Genomic DNA, 15,948 nt, shown 5'->3' on the forward strand with positions numbered 1-15,948 from the left:
AATCACCGCGTGCCGAGGCTCCCATGCACATCAAACTCGCCAATCCCCGCAGCTTCTGCGCCGGCGTCGACCGCGCCATCGAGATCGTCAACCGCGCCCTGGAGGTCTTCGGCGCGCCGATCTACGTGCGTCACGAGGTGGTGCACAACAAGTTCGTGGTGGAGGACCTGTGCGCCCGCGGGGCGATCTTCGTCGAAGAGCTGGATCAGGTGCCGGACAACGTCATCGTCATCTTCAGCGCCCACGGGGTGTCCCAGGCGGTACGGCAGGAGGCCGAGCGGCGCGGGCTCAAGGTGTTCGACGCCACCTGTCCGCTGGTGACCAAGGTGCACATGGAGGTTTCCCGCTACAGCCGCGAGGGCCGCGAGTGCATTCTCATCGGCCACCACGGGCACCCGGAGGTGGTGGGCACCATGGGCCAGTACGACACCGCCAGCGGGGGCGCCATCTACCTGGTGGAAAACGAGGAAGACGTCGCCCGCCTGCAGGTACGCAACCCCGAAGCCCTGGCCTTCGTCACCCAGACCACCCTGTCGATGGACGACACCGCCCGGATGATCGAGGCCCTGCGCGAGCGCTTCCCGAGCATCGGCGGTCCGCGCAAGGACGACATCTGCTACGCCACCCAGAACCGCCAGGACGCGGTCAAGCAACTGGCCGGCGAATGCCAGCTGGTGCTGGTGGTCGGCAGCCCCAACAGCTCCAACTCCAACCGCCTGCGCGAGCTGGCCGAACGGATGGGCGCCCCCGCCTACCTGGTCGACGGCGCCGAGGACCTGCAGCGCGAATGGTTCGAGGGCGTTCAGCGCATCGGCATCACCGCCGGCGCCTCGGCCCCGGAAGTGCTGGTGCGCGGCGTGATCGAGCGCCTGCAGCAATGGGGTGTCACCGGCGTCGAGGAACTGGCCGGACGGGAGGAGCACGTCACCTTCTCGATGCCGAAGGAATTGCGGGTCGTGCAGGTGGAGTGAGCGGGCGGGAAGCCCGCGCAGTCCGGTCGTTTTCTCTCTCGGCAGCCTCGGCGAGTACGGCCAAGGCTGCCAGGTTCCGGTCAGCAGGTTCCGGGCGAATCCTTGGCCGAGCGCACACGGCCGCTGGCGCTCAGGACCAAGCGTCTCACGTCATGCTGACCGTTCTCGTGACAGATCTTGAATGTTCCGGCCTGAAAGGCCCCGCTCGTCAGCTGCGCCTCTCCTGTCGCAACGTAGCGCACGTAACTGTTAACGGGGCTGTTGGGCGTGATCTGCACGCCGCCGGGGGCCGAGCCCTGCCTTAGCAGCTCCCGTTCGCCATCATCGAGGACAGCGTTCGAGTTGGCGTCGATATATACGACCCAGCCTGCCTCCCAATTGCCTCCGATGCTTTCGACCAGGACCGGATAGCGCTGACTGATCGCCGCATGCCTGGCCAGGGCGAGACTGGCGCGGAGGTTCCGGCTGGTGCTGCCGACTCGCTGGCCATCGACGGTATGGGTGAATGCGGGTACGCCAATCATGGCGAGCACTCCGACCACGGCGAGAGTGGTCATGAGTTCGATCAGGGTATAGCCGCGTGAAAAGCCGGGCATGGTATCCGTACCTTGTCTTCATCTTTGTGAATGAACTCCCACATCCTGCGAGAGCCGTTTTCCAGACGACGGCAAGGCTGGAATGATCCAGCTCCAACACCCGCGCCGGGATTGAGTTCCGAAGATTAGGCAGCAGGGCGCAAGTGGGTCGTGATGGAGTTCAAGCAATCAATTCAGCCAGTGGATAACATAACTCGGTCGGCCATTGGAATGGAAAATCGATCTTCGCCGAGGCGTTCTCACTGGCCGGCGGATAGCTCAAGGTTGCCATTCAGGGCAAACGTAATGCTGAGCAAGTGGAAGGTGATAGCGGTGGAGCTAAAGAAAAAGCGGGGTTTTACCCTGATCGAATTGATGATAACCGTTGCAATAGTTGCGATCCTTGCGGCAATTGCCTATCCCAGTTATCAGCAATATGTGATCCGGGGCAATCGTGCCGCCGCACAGGCGCAAATGATGGATATCGCCAGTCGGCAGCAGCAGTTCCTGTTGGCCAATCGTGCCTATGCCAGCAAGACCGCGCTCGAGTCCAGCGGCTACTCGTTACCCAGCGATGTGGCGGCTCGATACACCTACGATGTGACGCTCGGTACCGGTGCCCTTCCATCCTTCGTCATCACCTTTACAGCCAAGGGGGCTCAGTTGGCTGATGGCGCTCTAACGCTCAACAGCGCAGGGGTCAAAGCCCCATCGGGCAAGTGGTGAGCGGCATGCGGGCTCAGTGGGCCAGGCAGCGCGGCGTGACGCTGATCGAGGTGCTGGTGACCATTCTGATCCTGTCCATCGGCCTGCTCGGCATGGCTGGCCTGCAGGTGCGTCTGCAGCAGTCCGAGATGGAGGCCTATCAGCGGGCCCAGGCGCTGCTGCTGCTGAGCGACATGGCGAACCGGATCGCAGCCAATCGCAATGCGGCAGAGGACTATGTAACAGGGGCCGACAGTCCTGTCGGCGTTGGGTCCACCTGCAGCACATCCACGACTTCCCGCAAGGACATCGATCTCGGCGAGTGGTGCAACGCGTTGCAGGGCGCTGCGGAAACCACCGGCAGCAACGCCAGCAAGGTGGGCGCCATGCTGGGGGGGCGCGGTTGCGTCGAGTCCCTGGGAAGCAACGAGTATCTGATCACTGTGGCTTGGCAGGGCGAGGCGCCGATTGCGGTGCCGCCGACCAGCGTTGCTTGTGGGGCGGATGAATACGACGGGGAGGAGGGTTCGGCTTGTGCCAACGATCTCTGCCGGCGTGTTGTGACCACTATTGTGCGAGTTGCCGAGCTATGAATAAGCCTCTCGACAGACGGCGGAGGCCTGTCCGCCATGTATTCATTCATTCCGCTCAGTGTGGTTTCAACTTGATCGAGTTGATGGTTGCCTCGACCATCGGCCTCTTGATCATGACGGCAGTCTTGACGCTGTTTCTCAATGTGAGTCGCTCCAACGACGAAATGAGCAAGACCAATATGCTGATCGAGAATGGGCGGTTCGCGATTCAGTTGTTGCAGAACGATATTGCCCATGCCGGTTTCTGGGATATCTATATTCCCGATTTCGACGACCTGACTTTGACGACCGCGCCAGTAGATATTTTTACGAGCGCTCCTCAGCCTTGTCTGGCTTTCTCTTCCTGGTCAACCGTCAGTCATTTCAATAGGCGCCTGGGAATTGCCGTTCAGGTTCATGATTCGGTGCCTTCGGGGTGCAGTAGCACGGTGACCAACTGGAAAAGCGGTACCGATATCCTAGTGGTTCGCCATGCACAAACATGTGTTGCTGGTGCAAGCGGGTGTGAGGAGGAGGTCAGTGGCAAACTCTATTTTCAAACATCGCGTTGTGAGGGGGAGGCAGCCTATAAATTAGCTACCACGGGACTCACCCTGCATCAGCGCAATTGTACGGATACTGCTCCCAAGCGTAAGTTTGTGTCGAACATTTATTATATTAGAAACTATGCCGTGACGACAGGGGACGGTATTCCGACACTGGTGCGTTCAGAGTTCGACTTGGTTAGTGGTGCGGTCAAGGCCGCGGCTCCTGTGGCGCTGATAGAGGGTATCGAAGACCTCAGGATAGAGTTGGGGATCGACCGCAAAAGCGATACGGGTATCGATGTCATCAGCGACTCCAATTCGGCCAACCGCTATACGGCGGTGATCAAATGGGCCGATAAAAATAGTCTGACCTCTCCAATAAACCGTGGCGACGGTGTGCCGGACGAGTTCGTTCACTGTTCGGACGACTCGGGTAACTGCTCGGTCGACAGGCTGGTCAATGTGGTTGCGGTAAAGCTTTATTTGCTGGTACGCAGCCAGACCACCACTCCGGGATATGTGGACAGCAAGTCATATGTGCTGGGCGGGCAAACGATTGCGGCTGCCAACGATGGCTTCAAGCGCCATGTATTTTCCACCGTCGTTCGGCTTAACGATATTTCGGGAAGAAGGGAGACTCCATGAATGGTCTTTCCGGATATGGCCGCCAAGCCGGTATGACGCTGGTAGTTGGGCTGATCATGCTGCTGCTGTTCACCTTGATGATTTCCAGCACTTTTGTGCTCAGTACGACCAATCTCAAGGCCGTCGGCAACATGCAGTCGCGCAACGAGTCGATCGCCGCCGCCAACATGGCCACCAACCTGATCCTGAGCACGTCGTTCACCACGGCGCCCGCTGCCGACACGGTCGACGTCGATCTCAACAACGATGGAACCGTCGACTACTCCGCGACTATCGACCAGCCGCAGTGCATTCAGGCATCGCTGTCCGCCGCTACCGCGCCGAGCAGTGTGACCCTCCCGGCGATGTCCAAGGTCACCTGGAATACCGTCTGGGAAATTCGCGCCACGGTGAGCGATCCGCTCAGTGGGGCCGCCGCTGTGGTGCGTTCCGGCGTGCGCGTGTTGTTGACCCAGGCCGAGAAAGACAACGTCTGCCCCTGAGGCGGATGCTCGATGGATCTAAAGGATCGGGATATGAAGAGCATGTGGAAGAGGGGGTGGCTGGCAGTTACCTTGCTGGCTGCCAGCATGGGGGCCGTCGCCGAGGACGTCGATTTGTTCGTCGGCGTGGACTCCACGCAGAGCACGGACTATCCGAACGTCATCATCCTGATCGACAACTCGGCCAACTGGTCAGCGGCCAATCAGCAATGGCCAGGGGGGATCAAGCAGGGGCAAGCCGAGCTGACGGCGATCAAGACGGTGATCAACTCTCTGGCACCGGCAGGCACGGATGCCAAGGTCAACGTCGGCCTGATGATGCTCAACGATGCCAACGGTCAGACGCCCGATGGCGGTTATGTGCGCTCGGCGATGAAACAGATGACTGTCGCCAACCGTACGGCGTTCAGCAATCTGGTGGACAGCATCTATCCCAATTTCGACTCGCCCTCGGAGAAGGTTTCGGCATCGATCGGCTACGACCGGGCGATGTTCGAGGCGTTCAAGTATTTCGGCGGCTACACCAGTCCGGCCAACGCCTACAGCAATACCGCCGGTTCGCCGGTGGATTCGACGCACTTCGGTCCTCGCCGCTATTCGGGGGCCTCGACTTACTCTTTGCGGGATGCGACGGCTTTCACCAGCAGTGCGCAGACTACCTACATTCCGGCCGCACCGACCACGACCACCTGCAAGTCGAGGAACTACGTGATCCTGATCGGCAACGGCTGGCCGGCGCCGACCGAGACCGATGCGGCAACCCTGCTGCAGAACGTGGGTGGCGATACCACCCAGATCTACGCCACCACCTCGGCCAAGGTGCGTTATGCCGACGAGATGGCGCGCTTCCTCTACCAGACCGACGTCAGCGCTGCCACCGGCAAGCAGAACGTGATCACCTACACCATCGACGTCTACAACGCACGGCAGGATCTGGACCATACCCAGTTGTTGAAGAGCACGGCTCATGTCGGTGGCGGCAAGTATTTCTCGGCGACCAATGCCAGTGAAATCCAGACGGCACTGAACAACATCTTCTCCGAAATCCAGGCGGTCAACAGCGTGTTCGCCTCGGTCAGTCTGCCGGTCAGCGTCAATACCCAGGGGACCTATCTCAACCAGGTCTACGTCGGCATGTTCCGTCCGGACCCAAATGCCCTGCCGCGCTGGGCGGGCAATCTCAAGCAGTACAAGCTGGGATTGGTCAGCAACGCATTGCAGTTGCAGGATGCCGGCAGCACGTCGGCGATCAATAGCTCGACCGGCTTCATCACCGAGTGCGCGCGCAGTTTCTGGGGACCGTCCTCGGTGAGTCTTACCCACTACTGGGATGCCGTTGCCCAGGCGGTAGGCGGCGGCTGTCTCACGATTGCCAACTCCACCTACGACGACTATCCGGACGGCAACGTGGTGGAGAAGGGCGCACAGAGCTACAAGCTGCGTACCTTGAGCGGCACCGCCGCGCGGAATGTAAAAGCGTGCCCGGCTGCGGGGTGTCCGGCCCCGACCACGAGCATCACCACGACGCCGGCCGACTTCAGCAATACGACGGTTTCCTCACCGTCTGCATTTGGGACCACTGTTACCACTACTGCCGAGCGCGATGCCTTGATTGCCTGGGGGCGGGGAGGTGATGCCGGTGCGACCAGCGAGTTCCTCAATGGCTCGGTCAATACGGCGTCGACGACCGTCCGCCCCTCGGTGCATGGCGACATCGTGCATTCGCGGCCGGTCGCCATCAATTTCGGCACCGACACCAATAAGAAGGTGGTCGTGTTCTACGGCGGCAACGATGGTCTGCTGCGGGCGGTCAACGGCAACCGCAACGGGGGACTCAGCATCGGTACCAGTGACCAGCCCGGCGACGAGCTGTGGTCCTTCATGGCGCCGGAGTTTTACACGAAGATCAAACGGCTGCGCGACAACTCGGTGAAGATCAACTTCAAGGATCGCACGGTGCTCGCCGGGGAGACCGTAGCGCCCAAACCCTATGGGGTCGATGGGCCGATCACCGCCTATCAAGGGACCTCCGCGACCTGGCTGTATGCCACCCTGCGTCGGGGCGGGAATGCTCTGTACGCCTTCGATGTGACCACGCCGCAAACGCCCCGCCTCAAATGGCGGATCGGCTGCGATAGTCCAGGCTCGGGCTGTACCAGCAACTTCGACCGGCTCGGGCAGACCTGGTCGTCCGCCAAGCCGTTCAAGACGGCCGGGGTCGGCTCGGGCACGACACCGCTGCTGCTCATGGGGGGGGGGTACGATGTCTGCGAGGATACCGACGACGGTACTCACAACCACAGTTGCGGCGATACCCCTCTGGGCAACCGGATCTATGTGATCAATGCCGATACCGGGGGGCGTGTCAAGGAGTTCACTACTACCCGCAGCGTGGTCGGCGACCTCACCATCGTTCCGAACAGCTCCGGCCTCGCCACCTATGCTTATGCCGCGGACACCGGGGGCAACGTCTACCGGATCAAGTTCGGTAGTTCCGGAACCGACGCTTGGAGCATCACCAAGATCGCCTCGTTGGGCTGCGATGGTTCGGGGAGCTCATCCTGCAATGCCAACCGCAAGTTCATGTTCGCACCGGACGTGGTGGTATCCGGGAGTACCTATTACGTGCTGCTGGGGTCGGGAGATCGCGAGAAGCCATTGAACAGCTATGGTGCGGCGACCAGCATGTCCAACTACTTCTTCATGCTCAAGGACAAGCCGGGAGACTCGACCTGGCTGACCTCCGAAAGCGGCAACTGTGGCGGTAGCAACCTGCTGTGCATGAACTCGCTGTTCGGCATCACCGGCACCGGCACGCCCAGCGATGCGGATCTGGCCGACAAGAAGGGCTGGTATCTGGCATTTGTCGATAACGAGCAGGTGGTGACTTCGGCCATCACGGTTTATGGCACCGTGACCTTCAGCACCCATACGCCGGCGGTCTATACCCCTGGGCAATGTTCCAGCCTGGGTACCGCGAAGGTGTACAACATCGACTACGCCAATGCCGAAAGCGAGAACGGCACCACGATGCGCTATGAGGAAATCTCCGGCGGCGGCCTGCCGCCTTCGCCGGTGGCCGGTATGGTGACGCTCGACGACGGTTCGACCAGGCCCTTCGTCATCGGCTCCGATCCCGACTCGCCGCTGGAGGGCGGATCTCCCGACAGCGGCGCGACGGCGCTTCAGCCCAAGGCCAAGGTTTACTGGAATATCGAGCAATGACGACATCCGGCAGAGCCCTTGAAGGGCGAGCCCGGAGCCTGGCCGGTGTTGTGCGGGTTCGTCGCCTGCACGGTTTCACCTTGGTCGAACTCATGGTGGCCCTCGCCGTACTGGCCATCCTGCTCGGGGTGGCGATACCTTCGTTCAGCGACGTCACCCTGTCCAGCAAACTGCGCTCGCTGGCCAATGAGCTGGTCGCGAGCGCCACGCTGGGACGCAGCGAGGCGATCAAGCGCAACGCGGTGGTCACCCTGTGTGCTTCCAGCGATGGTTCAACCTGCACGGGGAGTTGGTATGAAGGATGGATCGTCAGGGCCTCCGACGGCACGGTGCTCCACGCGCAGGCCGCTGCGCCCAGCGGTTACCGGATCACGGCTATCGCGCCCGACACAACCAGCATAACCAGCATCGCGTTCCAGCCGACAGGGTTGGGCGCAACCACTGCCAGTCTGACCGTATGCCGCTCCTCACCCAGTGCGGGCAACCAGGAGCGGGTGGTCGAGATCAGCCTGACGGGGCGGACGTCGGTTAAGAGCACCACGACGGGGGAATGTCCTGACGACTCGTAGTCATAGAATCCGTTTGCGATAAGTGCTGGCCGATAACAGTTTGGCTGGCGTATAACGGGCCGATTTACGGCCCGTTTTCTTTGGGGAGGATGCGATGCGAGTCCTGGTGGTTGGCGGTGGTGCCATCGGTATGTTGTCGGCTCAGCGGTTGGCGGAGGCCGGGCTGGAGGTCCGTCTGCTGGATCAGGGGCCGCTCGGCCGGGAGTCTTCCTGGGCCGGCGGTGGCATCGTGTCGCCGCTCTATCCCTGGCGCTACAGCCCGGCGGTGACGGCACTGGCGCACTGGTCGCAGGACTTCTATCCGACGCTGGGCGAGCGTCTGCGCGAGGAAACCGGGATCGATCCCGAGGTGCATGTCACCGGCCTCTACTGGCTGGACCTGGAGGACGAGGCCGAGGCACTGGCCTGGGCGGCGCGGGAGGGTCGGCCGTTGGCGGCGGTGGATATCGACGCCGTCCATAAGGCGGTGCCGGCGCTGGGGCCGGGCTTCTCGCGGGCCCTGTTCATGTCCGGGGTGGCCAACGTGCGCAATCCGCGCCTGCTCGCGGCGCTGCGCGAGGCGCTGGCGCGCCTGCCCAACGTGACGCTCGAGGAGAATCGCCCGGTGACCGGCTTCGTCCGCGAGGGCGAGCGGATCGTCGGGGTGCGCACGGCGTCCGGCGAGCTGCGTGCCGATCACGTGGTGGTCGCGGCCGGTGCCTGGAGCGGCGAGCTGTTGGCTACCCTGGGCCTGGAGCTGCCGGTCAAGCCGATGAAGGGCCAGATGATCCTCTACAAGTGTGCCGAGGATTTCCTGCCGCGGATGGTGATGGCCGACGGGCGCTACGCGATTCCCCGGCGGGACGGACACATCCTGGTGGGCAGCACCCTGGAGGATGTCGGCTTCGACAAGACATCCACCGAAGAGGCCCTGGCGAGCCTCAAGGCGTCCGCCGAGGCGCTGCTGCCGGCGCTGGCCGGCGCCGAGGTGGTCAAGCAGTGGGCGGGGCTGCGGCCGGGCTCCCCCGAGGGGATTCCCTATATCGGTTCGGTGCCTGGTTTCGAGGGGCTATGGCTGAACTGCGGGCATTTCCGCAATGGGCTGGTGCTGGCGCCGGCGTCCTGCCAGCTGCTCGCCGACCTCGTGCTGGCGCGCGAGCCGATCGTCGATCCGGCGCCCTATGCGCCGGCCGGGCGGCTCGGCCGTGGAATGGCGGGTTGCACCCGCCCTACAGGATATTCCCATGGCAGCGATGCGTAGGGCGGGTTGCAACCCGCCAAACGTGGCCTGGGCCTTCGAGGTGTGTCCGATGGCGCACGGCCTCAGTCGATGCCCAGCTTCTTCAGGCGATAGCGCATGGAGCGGAAGGTCAGGCCCAGGCGTTCGGCGGCGGCTGTGCGGTTCCAGCGGGTTTCCTCGAGGGCCTGCATGATCAGCTGGCGTTCGAGTTCCTCCAGGTAGTCCTCGAGGTTGTCGATGCCCGCCAGCGACGCCGCACCGCCTTCGCCGGGGCTCGGGGTGTCGCAGAGGCGCAGGTCGCGGGCCTGGATCAGGTCGTCTTCGCAGAGGGTATAGGCCCGCTCCAGCATGTTCTCCAGCTCGCGCACATTGCCCGGAAAGCGGTAGCTCTTGAGCTTTTCCTGGGCTTCCTCGCCGAGCCGGGCGGGCGGCAGGCCGGCCTCTTCGGCCAGGCGCGCCAGCGTGCTCGCCGCCAGCGCCGGAATGTCCTCGCGGCGCTCGCGCAGCGGCGGGACGCGCAGCTCGATGACGTTCAGGCGGTAGTAGAGGTCCTGGCGGAAGCGGCCGGCGGCGACCTCGGCGGCCAGGTCCTTGTGGGTGGCGCTGAGGATGCGCACGTCCACCACCACCTCCTGCTGGCCGCCGACCGCGCGCACGGCCTTTTCTTGGATGGCGCGCAGCAGCTTGACCTGCATCGGCAGCGGCAGGTCGGCCACTTCGTCGAGGAACAGGGTGCCGCCGCTGGCGGCCTGGAACAGGCCCTGCTTGTCCTCGATGGCGCCGGTGAAGCTGCCCTTGCGGTGGCCGAAGAACTCGCTCTCCATCAGCTCCGAGGGAATCGCGCCGCAGTTCACCGGCACGAAGGGGCGTTCGGCGCGCGGACCCTGTTCGTGGATCAGGCGGGCCACCACTTCCTTGCCGCTGCCGGACTCGCCGCTGATGTAGACCGGCGCCTGGCTGCGCGCCAGCTTGGCGATCTGCTTGCGCAGGGTACGCATCGGCGGCGAGTCGCCGATCAGCCGGCTGTCCTCCGGCTCCTCCTCGACGGCCGGTGCATGCAGGCGCAGGGCGGTGGCGACCAGCTCGCGCAGGCGGGCGAGGTCGACCGGCTTGGTCAGGAAGTCGAAGGCACCGGCCTTGAGGGCGTTGACCGCAGTGTCCAGGCTGCCGTAGGCGGTGATCATCGCGACCGGGACCTGCGCGTGGCGCTGCTGGATGTGTTGCACCAGCTCCAGGCCGCTGCCGTCGGGCAGGCGCATGTCGGTCAGACACAGGTCGAAGCGCTCGCGGCCCAGCCAGTCGCGGGCTTCCTGGAGGTTGCGCGCGCTGCGGGTGTCGAGCCTCATCCGGCCCAGGGTGATTTCCAGCAGTTCGCGGATGTCGGGCTCGTCGTCGACGATCAGGGCTTTCTGTCGGGCGCTCATCAAACTCGGATTCCGTTGCAGGTGGCGAGAGGGCGAAAGGGGGAGGGGGACATCCGTGGCCTGCCTAGGTCAGCTTGTGCGGATGGGCGAAGGTGATGCGGAAGCAGCCGCCTTGGCCTTCGCCGCCACGGTAGTCGAGGCGGGCCTGGTTGCTCTCGCACAGCTCGCGGGAAATGTACAGGCCCAGCCCGGTGCCCTTGCTTTCGGTGGTGAAGAAGGGTTCGAAGATGTGCTCGATCTGCTCGGCGGGCACACCGGGGCCGTCGTCGCGCACCTCGAGCACCGGCAGGTCGCTGTCCGGGTCGCGAAACAGTGCGAGCCAGACCTGTCCCTGGGGATGGCGCCGGGCGCTGTAGCGCAGGCCGTTCTGCACCAGGTTGTTGAGGATCTGGATGAACTGGTTCGCGTCCATGCAGGTCTTCAGGGAGCCCTCCTGGATCTCCAGGTGCAGGATCTGGTTCGGCGCCGCCGAGGCGCGGTGTTCGCCGGCGAAGCGGTGCAGCCAGTATTTCAGGTCGAGCAGTTGCGGCTCGGCCTGGCGCCGGCGCGACAGCTGCAGCACGTTCTCGATCACCAGGTTCATGCGCCGCGACTGGTCCTGGACGATCTGCGCCAGGCGTCGGTCGGGGCCGTCGAGGCCCTCGGACTCCTGCAGCAGCTGCGCGGCGTGACTGATGGCGCCGAGCGGGTTGCGGATCTCGTGGGCGATGCCGGCGGCCAGGCGACCGAGCGAGGCCAGCTTGAGCTGCTGGGCCTGCTGGGCGATCTGCGAGAGGTCTTCGAGGAAGATCAGGGTACTTTGCCGACCGCCACGTTTGAGGGCGACGAAGTTCGGCTGCACCAGCGGGCCGTGGGGCAGGGTGTGCAGGTCCTGCGGGCGCAGGGTCGGATTCTGTTGCCACTGCTGCAGGCGCTCGACCAGCTCCGGGCAGAGGGGCGCGAGCGCCTGCCCGACCAGCGCGGGGTTGCCCAGCAGGGTGAAGGCGCTCTGGTTGGCCAGCAGCACCTGCTGCTGCCGGTCGAGCACCAGGATGCCGGTCCGCATGCGCTCGAGGATCTGGGCATTCAGGGCCTGCAGGTCGGCGACTTCGGCGGCACGCCGTTCGGCCAGGGATTCGCTGCGCCGCAGGCGGCGGGTCAGGCTCTGCACGAGCAGCGCGCTGGCGAAGCACAGCGTGCCCAGCGCCCCCGCGTGCACGTACTGGGTGGCTGCCGCGGGGCGGTCGAGGCTCAGGTAGAAGGTCATGTAGACCAGGCCGCTGGCCGCCACGGCGGCGATCAGCAGGCCGATCCGTCCGCGCAACAGGACGTTGGCCACGGCCACCGAGACGACGATCAGGTTGCCGATGCCGCTGGGCGGGCCGCCGGCCGTGTAGAGCAGGCCCGAGAGCAGGATCACGTCGACCAGCGCCAGGCTGAAGATCTGCAGGGGCTTGGGGTGGTGCACCAGGACGGCGACCAGGATATTCAGGATCAGGTAGAACCAGCTGCCGTAGTGGAACAGCATCGGATGGGCGACCTGCAGCAGCCGCTCGTCCAGGCTGCTGGAAATCAGCAGCACCAGCAGCAGGCCGATGATCAGCCGGTACAGGTGGTACAGGCGCAGGACGTTGCCGCCCTGGGGGCCGCTCAACGGATTGCCGGTCGGCGGCAGGGGTTCAGCGCTCACCGTGGCGCGGACCCTGGCTCAGGTGCGCCTGGCTGCAGTACCAGAGGCGGCCGTCGGCCAGCGCCTCTTCGCGCGGCAGGTGCACGCCGCACTGGGCGCAGCGCACCATGGGCTTGGGCGCTTCGGGCTCGGCCTTGGCGACGGGGCGCGGGGTGGGGCGCGTCAGTCGGCGCCAGAGCCAGACGATGGCGACGATGACGAGAATCCAGAACAGCAGACGGAACATGGAGTGCTCTACTCGAAGGAGGGCCGGCATTTTAGCAAGCCGGGGTTTTCCGGGGCCATGCCGTTGCCCGCTTTCGTGCGCGGGTCGGCATGGCGCACGCAGGGTTTTCCAGTCCGCTCCGTCAGGGGGCGGCGCGCGTTGTTTCCGCAGGCGTCGATGCGGGAGAATGGATTTTTCGAAGCGCGCCCGTGCGTATGCCGGGCACGTCACTTTCATCGGTGGAGACGGCCATGAGCCAAACCCTGCGGGTCGTGATGGCCCAACTGAATCTGCGCGTCGGCGATGTGCACGGCAACGTCGAGCGCATCCTCGAGGCGGCCTGCAGCGCGCGCGACGACTGGGACGCGGATGTCATCGTGTTTCCCGAACTGGCGTTGTGCGGCTATCCGCCGGAGGATCTGCTGCTGCGCTCGAGCATGCAGTTGCGTATCGAGCAAGGCCTGCAGCGACTCAAGGACGAGGTGCGGGGCATCTATCTGGTGCTCGGCTACCCTTGGCTGGAGGACGGACAGCGTTTCAATGCCGCCGCGGTGATCGCCGATGGCGAGCTGCTGGCGCGCTACTACAAGCAGCATCTGCCGAACTACCGGGTGTTCGACGAGCGGCGCTACTTCGAGTCGGGCAGCGAGGCTTGCCTGCTGGATATCAAGGGCGTGCCGGTGGCCCTGTCGATCTGCGAGGACATCTGGTTCCCCGGCCCCATGCGCCAGGCGAAAGAGGCCGGTGCGCGGCTGATCCTCAGCCTGAATGCCTCGCCCTTTCACCTGGACAAGCAGCGCGAGCGGGAGGAGGTTCTCGCCGCCCGGGCGGTCGAGGGCGGCATGCCGGTGGTCTACGTCAACCAGGTCGGCGGCCAGGACGAACTGGTGTTCGACGGCGGTTCTTGCGTGGTCGCGGCGGGCGGCCAGGTCGTCCAGCGTGCGCCGGCCTTCGCCGAAGGGCTCTATCCGGTCGATCTGAGCGTCGAGGACGACGGCGCGGTGCGGCCGCGCGCCGCCAGCTGTGCGCCGCTGCCCGAGTTGGAGGCGAGCGTCTACCAGGCGCTGGTGCTGGGGGTGCGCGACTACGTGCGCAAGAATGGCTTCAAGGGGGTGATTCTGGGGCTGTCCGGCGGCATCGACTCGGCGTTGACCCTGGCCGTGGCGGTGGATGCGCTCGGTGCGGAGCAGGTCGAGGCGGTGATGATGCCCTACCGCTATACGGCGCAGATGAGCCTCGAGGATGCCGAGGCGGAGGCCGCAGCCTTGGGCGTCACCTACCGGGTGCTGCCGATCGCACCGATGGTCGAGGCGTTCATGGACACCCTGGCACCGGTGTTCGAGGGACTCGGTCGGGATACCACCGAGGAGAACCTGCAGGCGCGCTGCCGCGGCACCCTGCTGATGGCGATCTCCAACAAGAAAGGCTATCTGGTGCTGACCACCGGCAACAAGAGCGAGATGGCGGTGGGCTACGCGACCCTCTACGGCGACATGGCCGGCGGTTTCGACGTGCTCAAGGACGTGCCCAAGACCCTGGTGTTCCGCCTCTGCGACTATCGCAACGGTCTGGGCGCGGTGATTCCCCAACGGGTCATCGATCGTCCGCCGTCGGCCGAACTGGCGCCCGACCAGAAGGACGAGGACTCGCTGCCGCCCTATCCGGTGCTCGACGAGATCCTCACGCTGTACGTCGAGTACGACCTCTCGGCCAACGCGATCATCGCCGAGGGGTTCGACGAGGATACCGTCAGGCGGGTGCTGCGCCTGGTCGACCTCAACGAGTACAAGCGCCGTCAGGCGGCCGTAGGCGTGCGGGTGACCCAGCGCAGCTTCGGCCGGGACCGGCGCTATCCGATCACCTCCGGCTGGCGACTCGGGGACTGAGCGAACGCGGGGCGGGTGGGCATTTTTCGTACCCACCCCGGCAGGCCTGTCGTCAGCCGGCGTGCCAAAAGCGAGAAGGGAGGCCCTCGGGCCTCCCTTCTCGTTCGTAGCGCCCGGGTTCAGTCGAGCAGGCGGAGGGGGTTCCACCAGGCGCGCTTGGGCTTGCGGTCGGCGGCCTCGACGTCTTCCTTCGCCGCCTCGCCCTGTTTCAGCTCGGTGCGGATTTCCTGTCGGGACTCTTCGTACATGCGGCGGACGTCCTGGTTGGCGCGGGTTTCGCCCGGGGGCAGCGGCGGCGCGCGCTCGAGCAGGCCCAGGGTGGCCTTGCCCAGCCAGGAGCGGTTGTCGTCCTCTTCTTCCAGCGGCACGAACTGGCCGTTCTGCAGGCTGGGGTGGTCCGGGTAGTTCAGCTTCAGGGTTTCCAGGCTGGTGTCGGCCAGCTCGTCCAGGGTGAGGCGCTGGTAGGCCTCGACCATCACCGCCAGACCGTCGCCCACCGACGGTGTTTCCTGCATGTTTTCCACGACGTAGCGACCGCGGTTGGCCGCGGCCACATAGGCTTCGCGCTTGAGGTAGTAATGGGCGACGTGGATCTCGTAGGCGGCCAGCAGGTTGCGCAGGTAGACCATGCGCGCCTTGGCATCCGGCGCATAGCGGCTGCTCGGGTAACGGCTGGTGAGCTGGGCGAATTCGTTGAAGGAGTCGCGTGCCGCGCCCGGGTCGCGCTTGGTCATGTCCAGCGGCAGGAAGCGCGACAGCATGCCGCGATCCTGGTCGAAGGAGGCCAGGCCCTTGAGGTAGTAGGCGTAGTCGACGTTGGGGTGCTGCGGATGCAGGCGGATGAAGCGCTCGGCGGCCGAACGCGAGGCTTCCGGCTCCTGGGTCTTGTTGTAGGCGTAGATCAGTTCCAGCTGGGCCTGCTCGGCGTAACGGCCGAACGGATAGCGCGACTCCAGGGCCTTCAGCTTGGTGATCGCGGCGTTGTAGTCATTGTTGCCAATGTTGGTCTGGGCCTGCTGGTACAGCTCGGTCTCGCTGAGGTTCTCGTCGACGGCGTCCTCTTTCTCCTTCTTCGATCCGCAGGCGGCGATGAGAGCGAGCGTGGCGATCAGCAGCAGGTGTTTCAGGTGCATGGAGGCTGTGCGTCCCTGTGACGGCCGGCTGTCGGGGGCGGGGCCGTCCTGTTATGATGAGTGCCCTGCGTGAGCGGGGGCAGAGGGGCCGTATTTAACCACAAGCGCATGGCCGAAACC

Annotated in this window: 14 protein-coding genes; 9 read left to right on the forward strand and 5 right to left on the reverse strand. The window is 64.5% G+C overall.

Annotation, left to right across the window (positions count from 1 at the left end; genetic code table 11):
* Positions 1-23 precede the first annotated feature (23 nt).
* On the forward strand, positions 24-971 hold the full coding sequence (gene ispH, locus BMY22_RS11835; RefSeq protein WP_090622172.1) for a 4-hydroxy-3-methylbut-2-enyl diphosphate reductase: 948 nt from the start codon (positions 24-26) through the stop codon (positions 969-971).
* Between the two features lie 80 nt (positions 972-1,051).
* On the opposite strand, the gene BMY22_RS11840 is transcribed toward ispH, so the two are convergent.
* Positions 1,052-1,567 carry a GspH/FimT family pseudopilin gene (locus BMY22_RS11840; RefSeq protein ID WP_090622174.1) on the reverse strand — a complete coding sequence of 172 codons (516 nt, stop codon included), beginning with the start codon at positions 1,565-1,567 and terminating at the stop codon, positions 1,052-1,054.
* A gap of 285 nt (positions 1,568-1,852) precedes the next feature.
* On the opposite strand from BMY22_RS11840, the gene BMY22_RS11845 reads away from it, so the two are divergent.
* The 7 genes from BMY22_RS11845 to thiO all read left to right on the forward strand — a co-directional run bounded on the left by BMY22_RS11845 (position 1,853) and on the right by thiO (position 9,532).
* Positions 1,853-2,272 carry a type IV pilin protein gene (locus tag BMY22_RS11845; RefSeq protein ID WP_208599269.1) on the forward strand — a complete coding sequence of 140 codons (420 nt, stop codon included), beginning with the start codon at positions 1,853-1,855 and terminating at the stop codon, positions 2,270-2,272.
* A gap of 5 nt (positions 2,273-2,277) precedes the next feature.
* Positions 2,278-2,844 (forward strand): type IV pilus modification protein PilV, encoded by a 567-nt coding sequence (pilV, locus tag BMY22_RS11850; RefSeq protein WP_279626357.1) that lies wholly within the window; start codon positions 2,278-2,280, stop codon positions 2,842-2,844.
* Positions 2,841-4,016 carry a PilW family protein gene (locus BMY22_RS11855; protein ID WP_090622175.1) on the forward strand — a complete coding sequence of 392 codons (1,176 nt, stop codon included), beginning with the start codon at positions 2,841-2,843 and terminating at the stop codon, positions 4,014-4,016. Before pilV ends, BMY22_RS11855 begins: the two co-directional genes overlap by 4 nt.
* The gene (locus BMY22_RS11860) at positions 4,013-4,498 is read left to right on the forward strand and encodes a hypothetical protein (protein ID WP_090622177.1); all 486 of its coding nucleotides are present in this window, start codon (positions 4,013-4,015) and stop codon (positions 4,496-4,498) included. The genes BMY22_RS11855 and BMY22_RS11860 overlap by 4 nt, the downstream gene beginning before the upstream one ends.
* Before the next feature lie 33 nt (positions 4,499-4,531).
* The gene (locus tag BMY22_RS11865) at positions 4,532-7,723 is read left to right on the forward strand and encodes a pilus assembly protein (RefSeq protein WP_143068483.1); all 3,192 of its coding nucleotides are present in this window, start codon (positions 4,532-4,534) and stop codon (positions 7,721-7,723) included.
* Positions 7,720-8,292, forward strand: a complete 573-nt coding sequence (locus BMY22_RS11870) for a GspH/FimT family pseudopilin (protein ID WP_090622179.1) — start codon at positions 7,720-7,722, stop codon at positions 8,290-8,292. Before BMY22_RS11865 ends, BMY22_RS11870 begins: the two co-directional genes overlap by 4 nt.
* Positions 8,293-8,386: 94 nt before the next feature.
* Complete coding sequence (thiO, locus tag BMY22_RS11875; protein WP_090622180.1) at positions 8,387-9,532, forward strand: glycine oxidase ThiO; 1,146 nt, start codon at positions 8,387-8,389, stop codon at positions 9,530-9,532.
* Positions 9,533-9,594: 62 nt separating this feature from the next.
* Here thiO and BMY22_RS11880 read toward each other — a convergent pair whose 3' ends face one another.
* From BMY22_RS11880 to BMY22_RS11890, 3 genes are all read right to left on the reverse strand, one after another.
* Complete coding sequence (locus BMY22_RS11880; protein WP_090622183.1) at positions 9,595-10,935, reverse strand: sigma-54-dependent transcriptional regulator; 1,341 nt, start codon at positions 10,933-10,935, stop codon at positions 9,595-9,597.
* A gap of 64 nt (positions 10,936-10,999) precedes the next feature.
* Positions 11,000-12,604: a sensor histidine kinase gene (locus BMY22_RS11885; RefSeq protein WP_090622184.1), complete on the reverse strand. Its 1,605-nt coding sequence runs from the start codon at positions 12,602-12,604 to the stop codon at positions 11,000-11,002.
* Positions 12,594-12,830, reverse strand: coding sequence for a PP0621 family protein (locus tag BMY22_RS11890; protein WP_090622186.1), 237 nt, complete (start codon positions 12,828-12,830; stop codon positions 12,594-12,596). Before BMY22_RS11890 ends, BMY22_RS11885 begins: the two co-directional genes overlap by 11 nt.
* Before the next feature lie 230 nt (positions 12,831-13,060).
* Here BMY22_RS11890 and BMY22_RS11895 point away from each other — a divergent pair, with 230 nt between their 5' ends.
* The gene (locus BMY22_RS11895) at positions 13,061-14,695 is read left to right on the forward strand and encodes an NAD+ synthase (RefSeq protein WP_208599270.1); all 1,635 of its coding nucleotides are present in this window, start codon (positions 13,061-13,063) and stop codon (positions 14,693-14,695) included.
* A gap of 119 nt (positions 14,696-14,814) precedes the next feature.
* Here BMY22_RS11895 and BMY22_RS11900 read toward each other — a convergent pair whose 3' ends face one another.
* Positions 14,815-15,828 (reverse strand): outer membrane protein assembly factor BamD, encoded by a 1,014-nt coding sequence (locus tag BMY22_RS11900; protein ID WP_090622189.1) that lies wholly within the window; start codon positions 15,826-15,828, stop codon positions 14,815-14,817.
* Positions 15,829-15,948 lie beyond the last annotated feature (120 nt).

The organism is Azotobacter beijerinckii, from assembly GCF_900110885.1.
GTDB lineage: Bacteria > Pseudomonadota > Gammaproteobacteria > Pseudomonadales > Pseudomonadaceae > Azotobacter > Azotobacter beijerinckii.

Coding starts and splice junctions, on each gene's coding strand:
- BMY22_RS11855 (WP_090622175.1), top strand. CDS start 2,841: ATGAATAAGCCTCTCGACAGACGGCGGAGGCCTGTCCGCCATGTATTC.
- thiO (WP_090622180.1), top strand. CDS start 8,387: ATGCGAGTCCTGGTGGTTGGCGGTGGTGCCATCGGTATGTTGTCGGCT.
- BMY22_RS11900 (WP_090622189.1), bottom strand. CDS start 15,828: ATGCACCTGAAACACCTGCTGCTGATCGCCACGCTCGCTCTCATCGCC.
- ispH (WP_090622172.1), top strand. CDS start 24: ATGCACATCAAACTCGCCAATCCCCGCAGCTTCTGCGCCGGCGTCGAC.
- BMY22_RS11840 (WP_090622174.1), bottom strand. CDS start 1,567: ATGCCCGGCTTTTCACGCGGCTATACCCTGATCGAACTCATGACCACT.
- BMY22_RS11890 (WP_090622186.1), bottom strand. CDS start 12,830: ATGTTCCGTCTGCTGTTCTGGATTCTCGTCATCGTCGCCATCGTCTGG.
- BMY22_RS11845 (WP_208599269.1), top strand. CDS start 1,853: ATGCTGAGCAAGTGGAAGGTGATAGCGGTGGAGCTAAAGAAAAAGCGG.
- BMY22_RS11865 (WP_143068483.1), top strand. CDS start 4,532: ATGAAGAGCATGTGGAAGAGGGGGTGGCTGGCAGTTACCTTGCTGGCT.
- BMY22_RS11895 (WP_208599270.1), top strand. CDS start 13,061: ATGAGCCAAACCCTGCGGGTCGTGATGGCCCAACTGAATCTGCGCGTC.
- BMY22_RS11860 (WP_090622177.1), top strand. CDS start 4,013: ATGAATGGTCTTTCCGGATATGGCCGCCAAGCCGGTATGACGCTGGTA.
- BMY22_RS11880 (WP_090622183.1), bottom strand. CDS start 10,935: ATGAGCGCCCGACAGAAAGCCCTGATCGTCGACGACGAGCCCGACATC.
- pilV (WP_279626357.1), top strand. CDS start 2,278: ATGCGGGCTCAGTGGGCCAGGCAGCGCGGCGTGACGCTGATCGAGGTG.
- BMY22_RS11870 (WP_090622179.1), top strand. CDS start 7,720: ATGACGACATCCGGCAGAGCCCTTGAAGGGCGAGCCCGGAGCCTGGCC.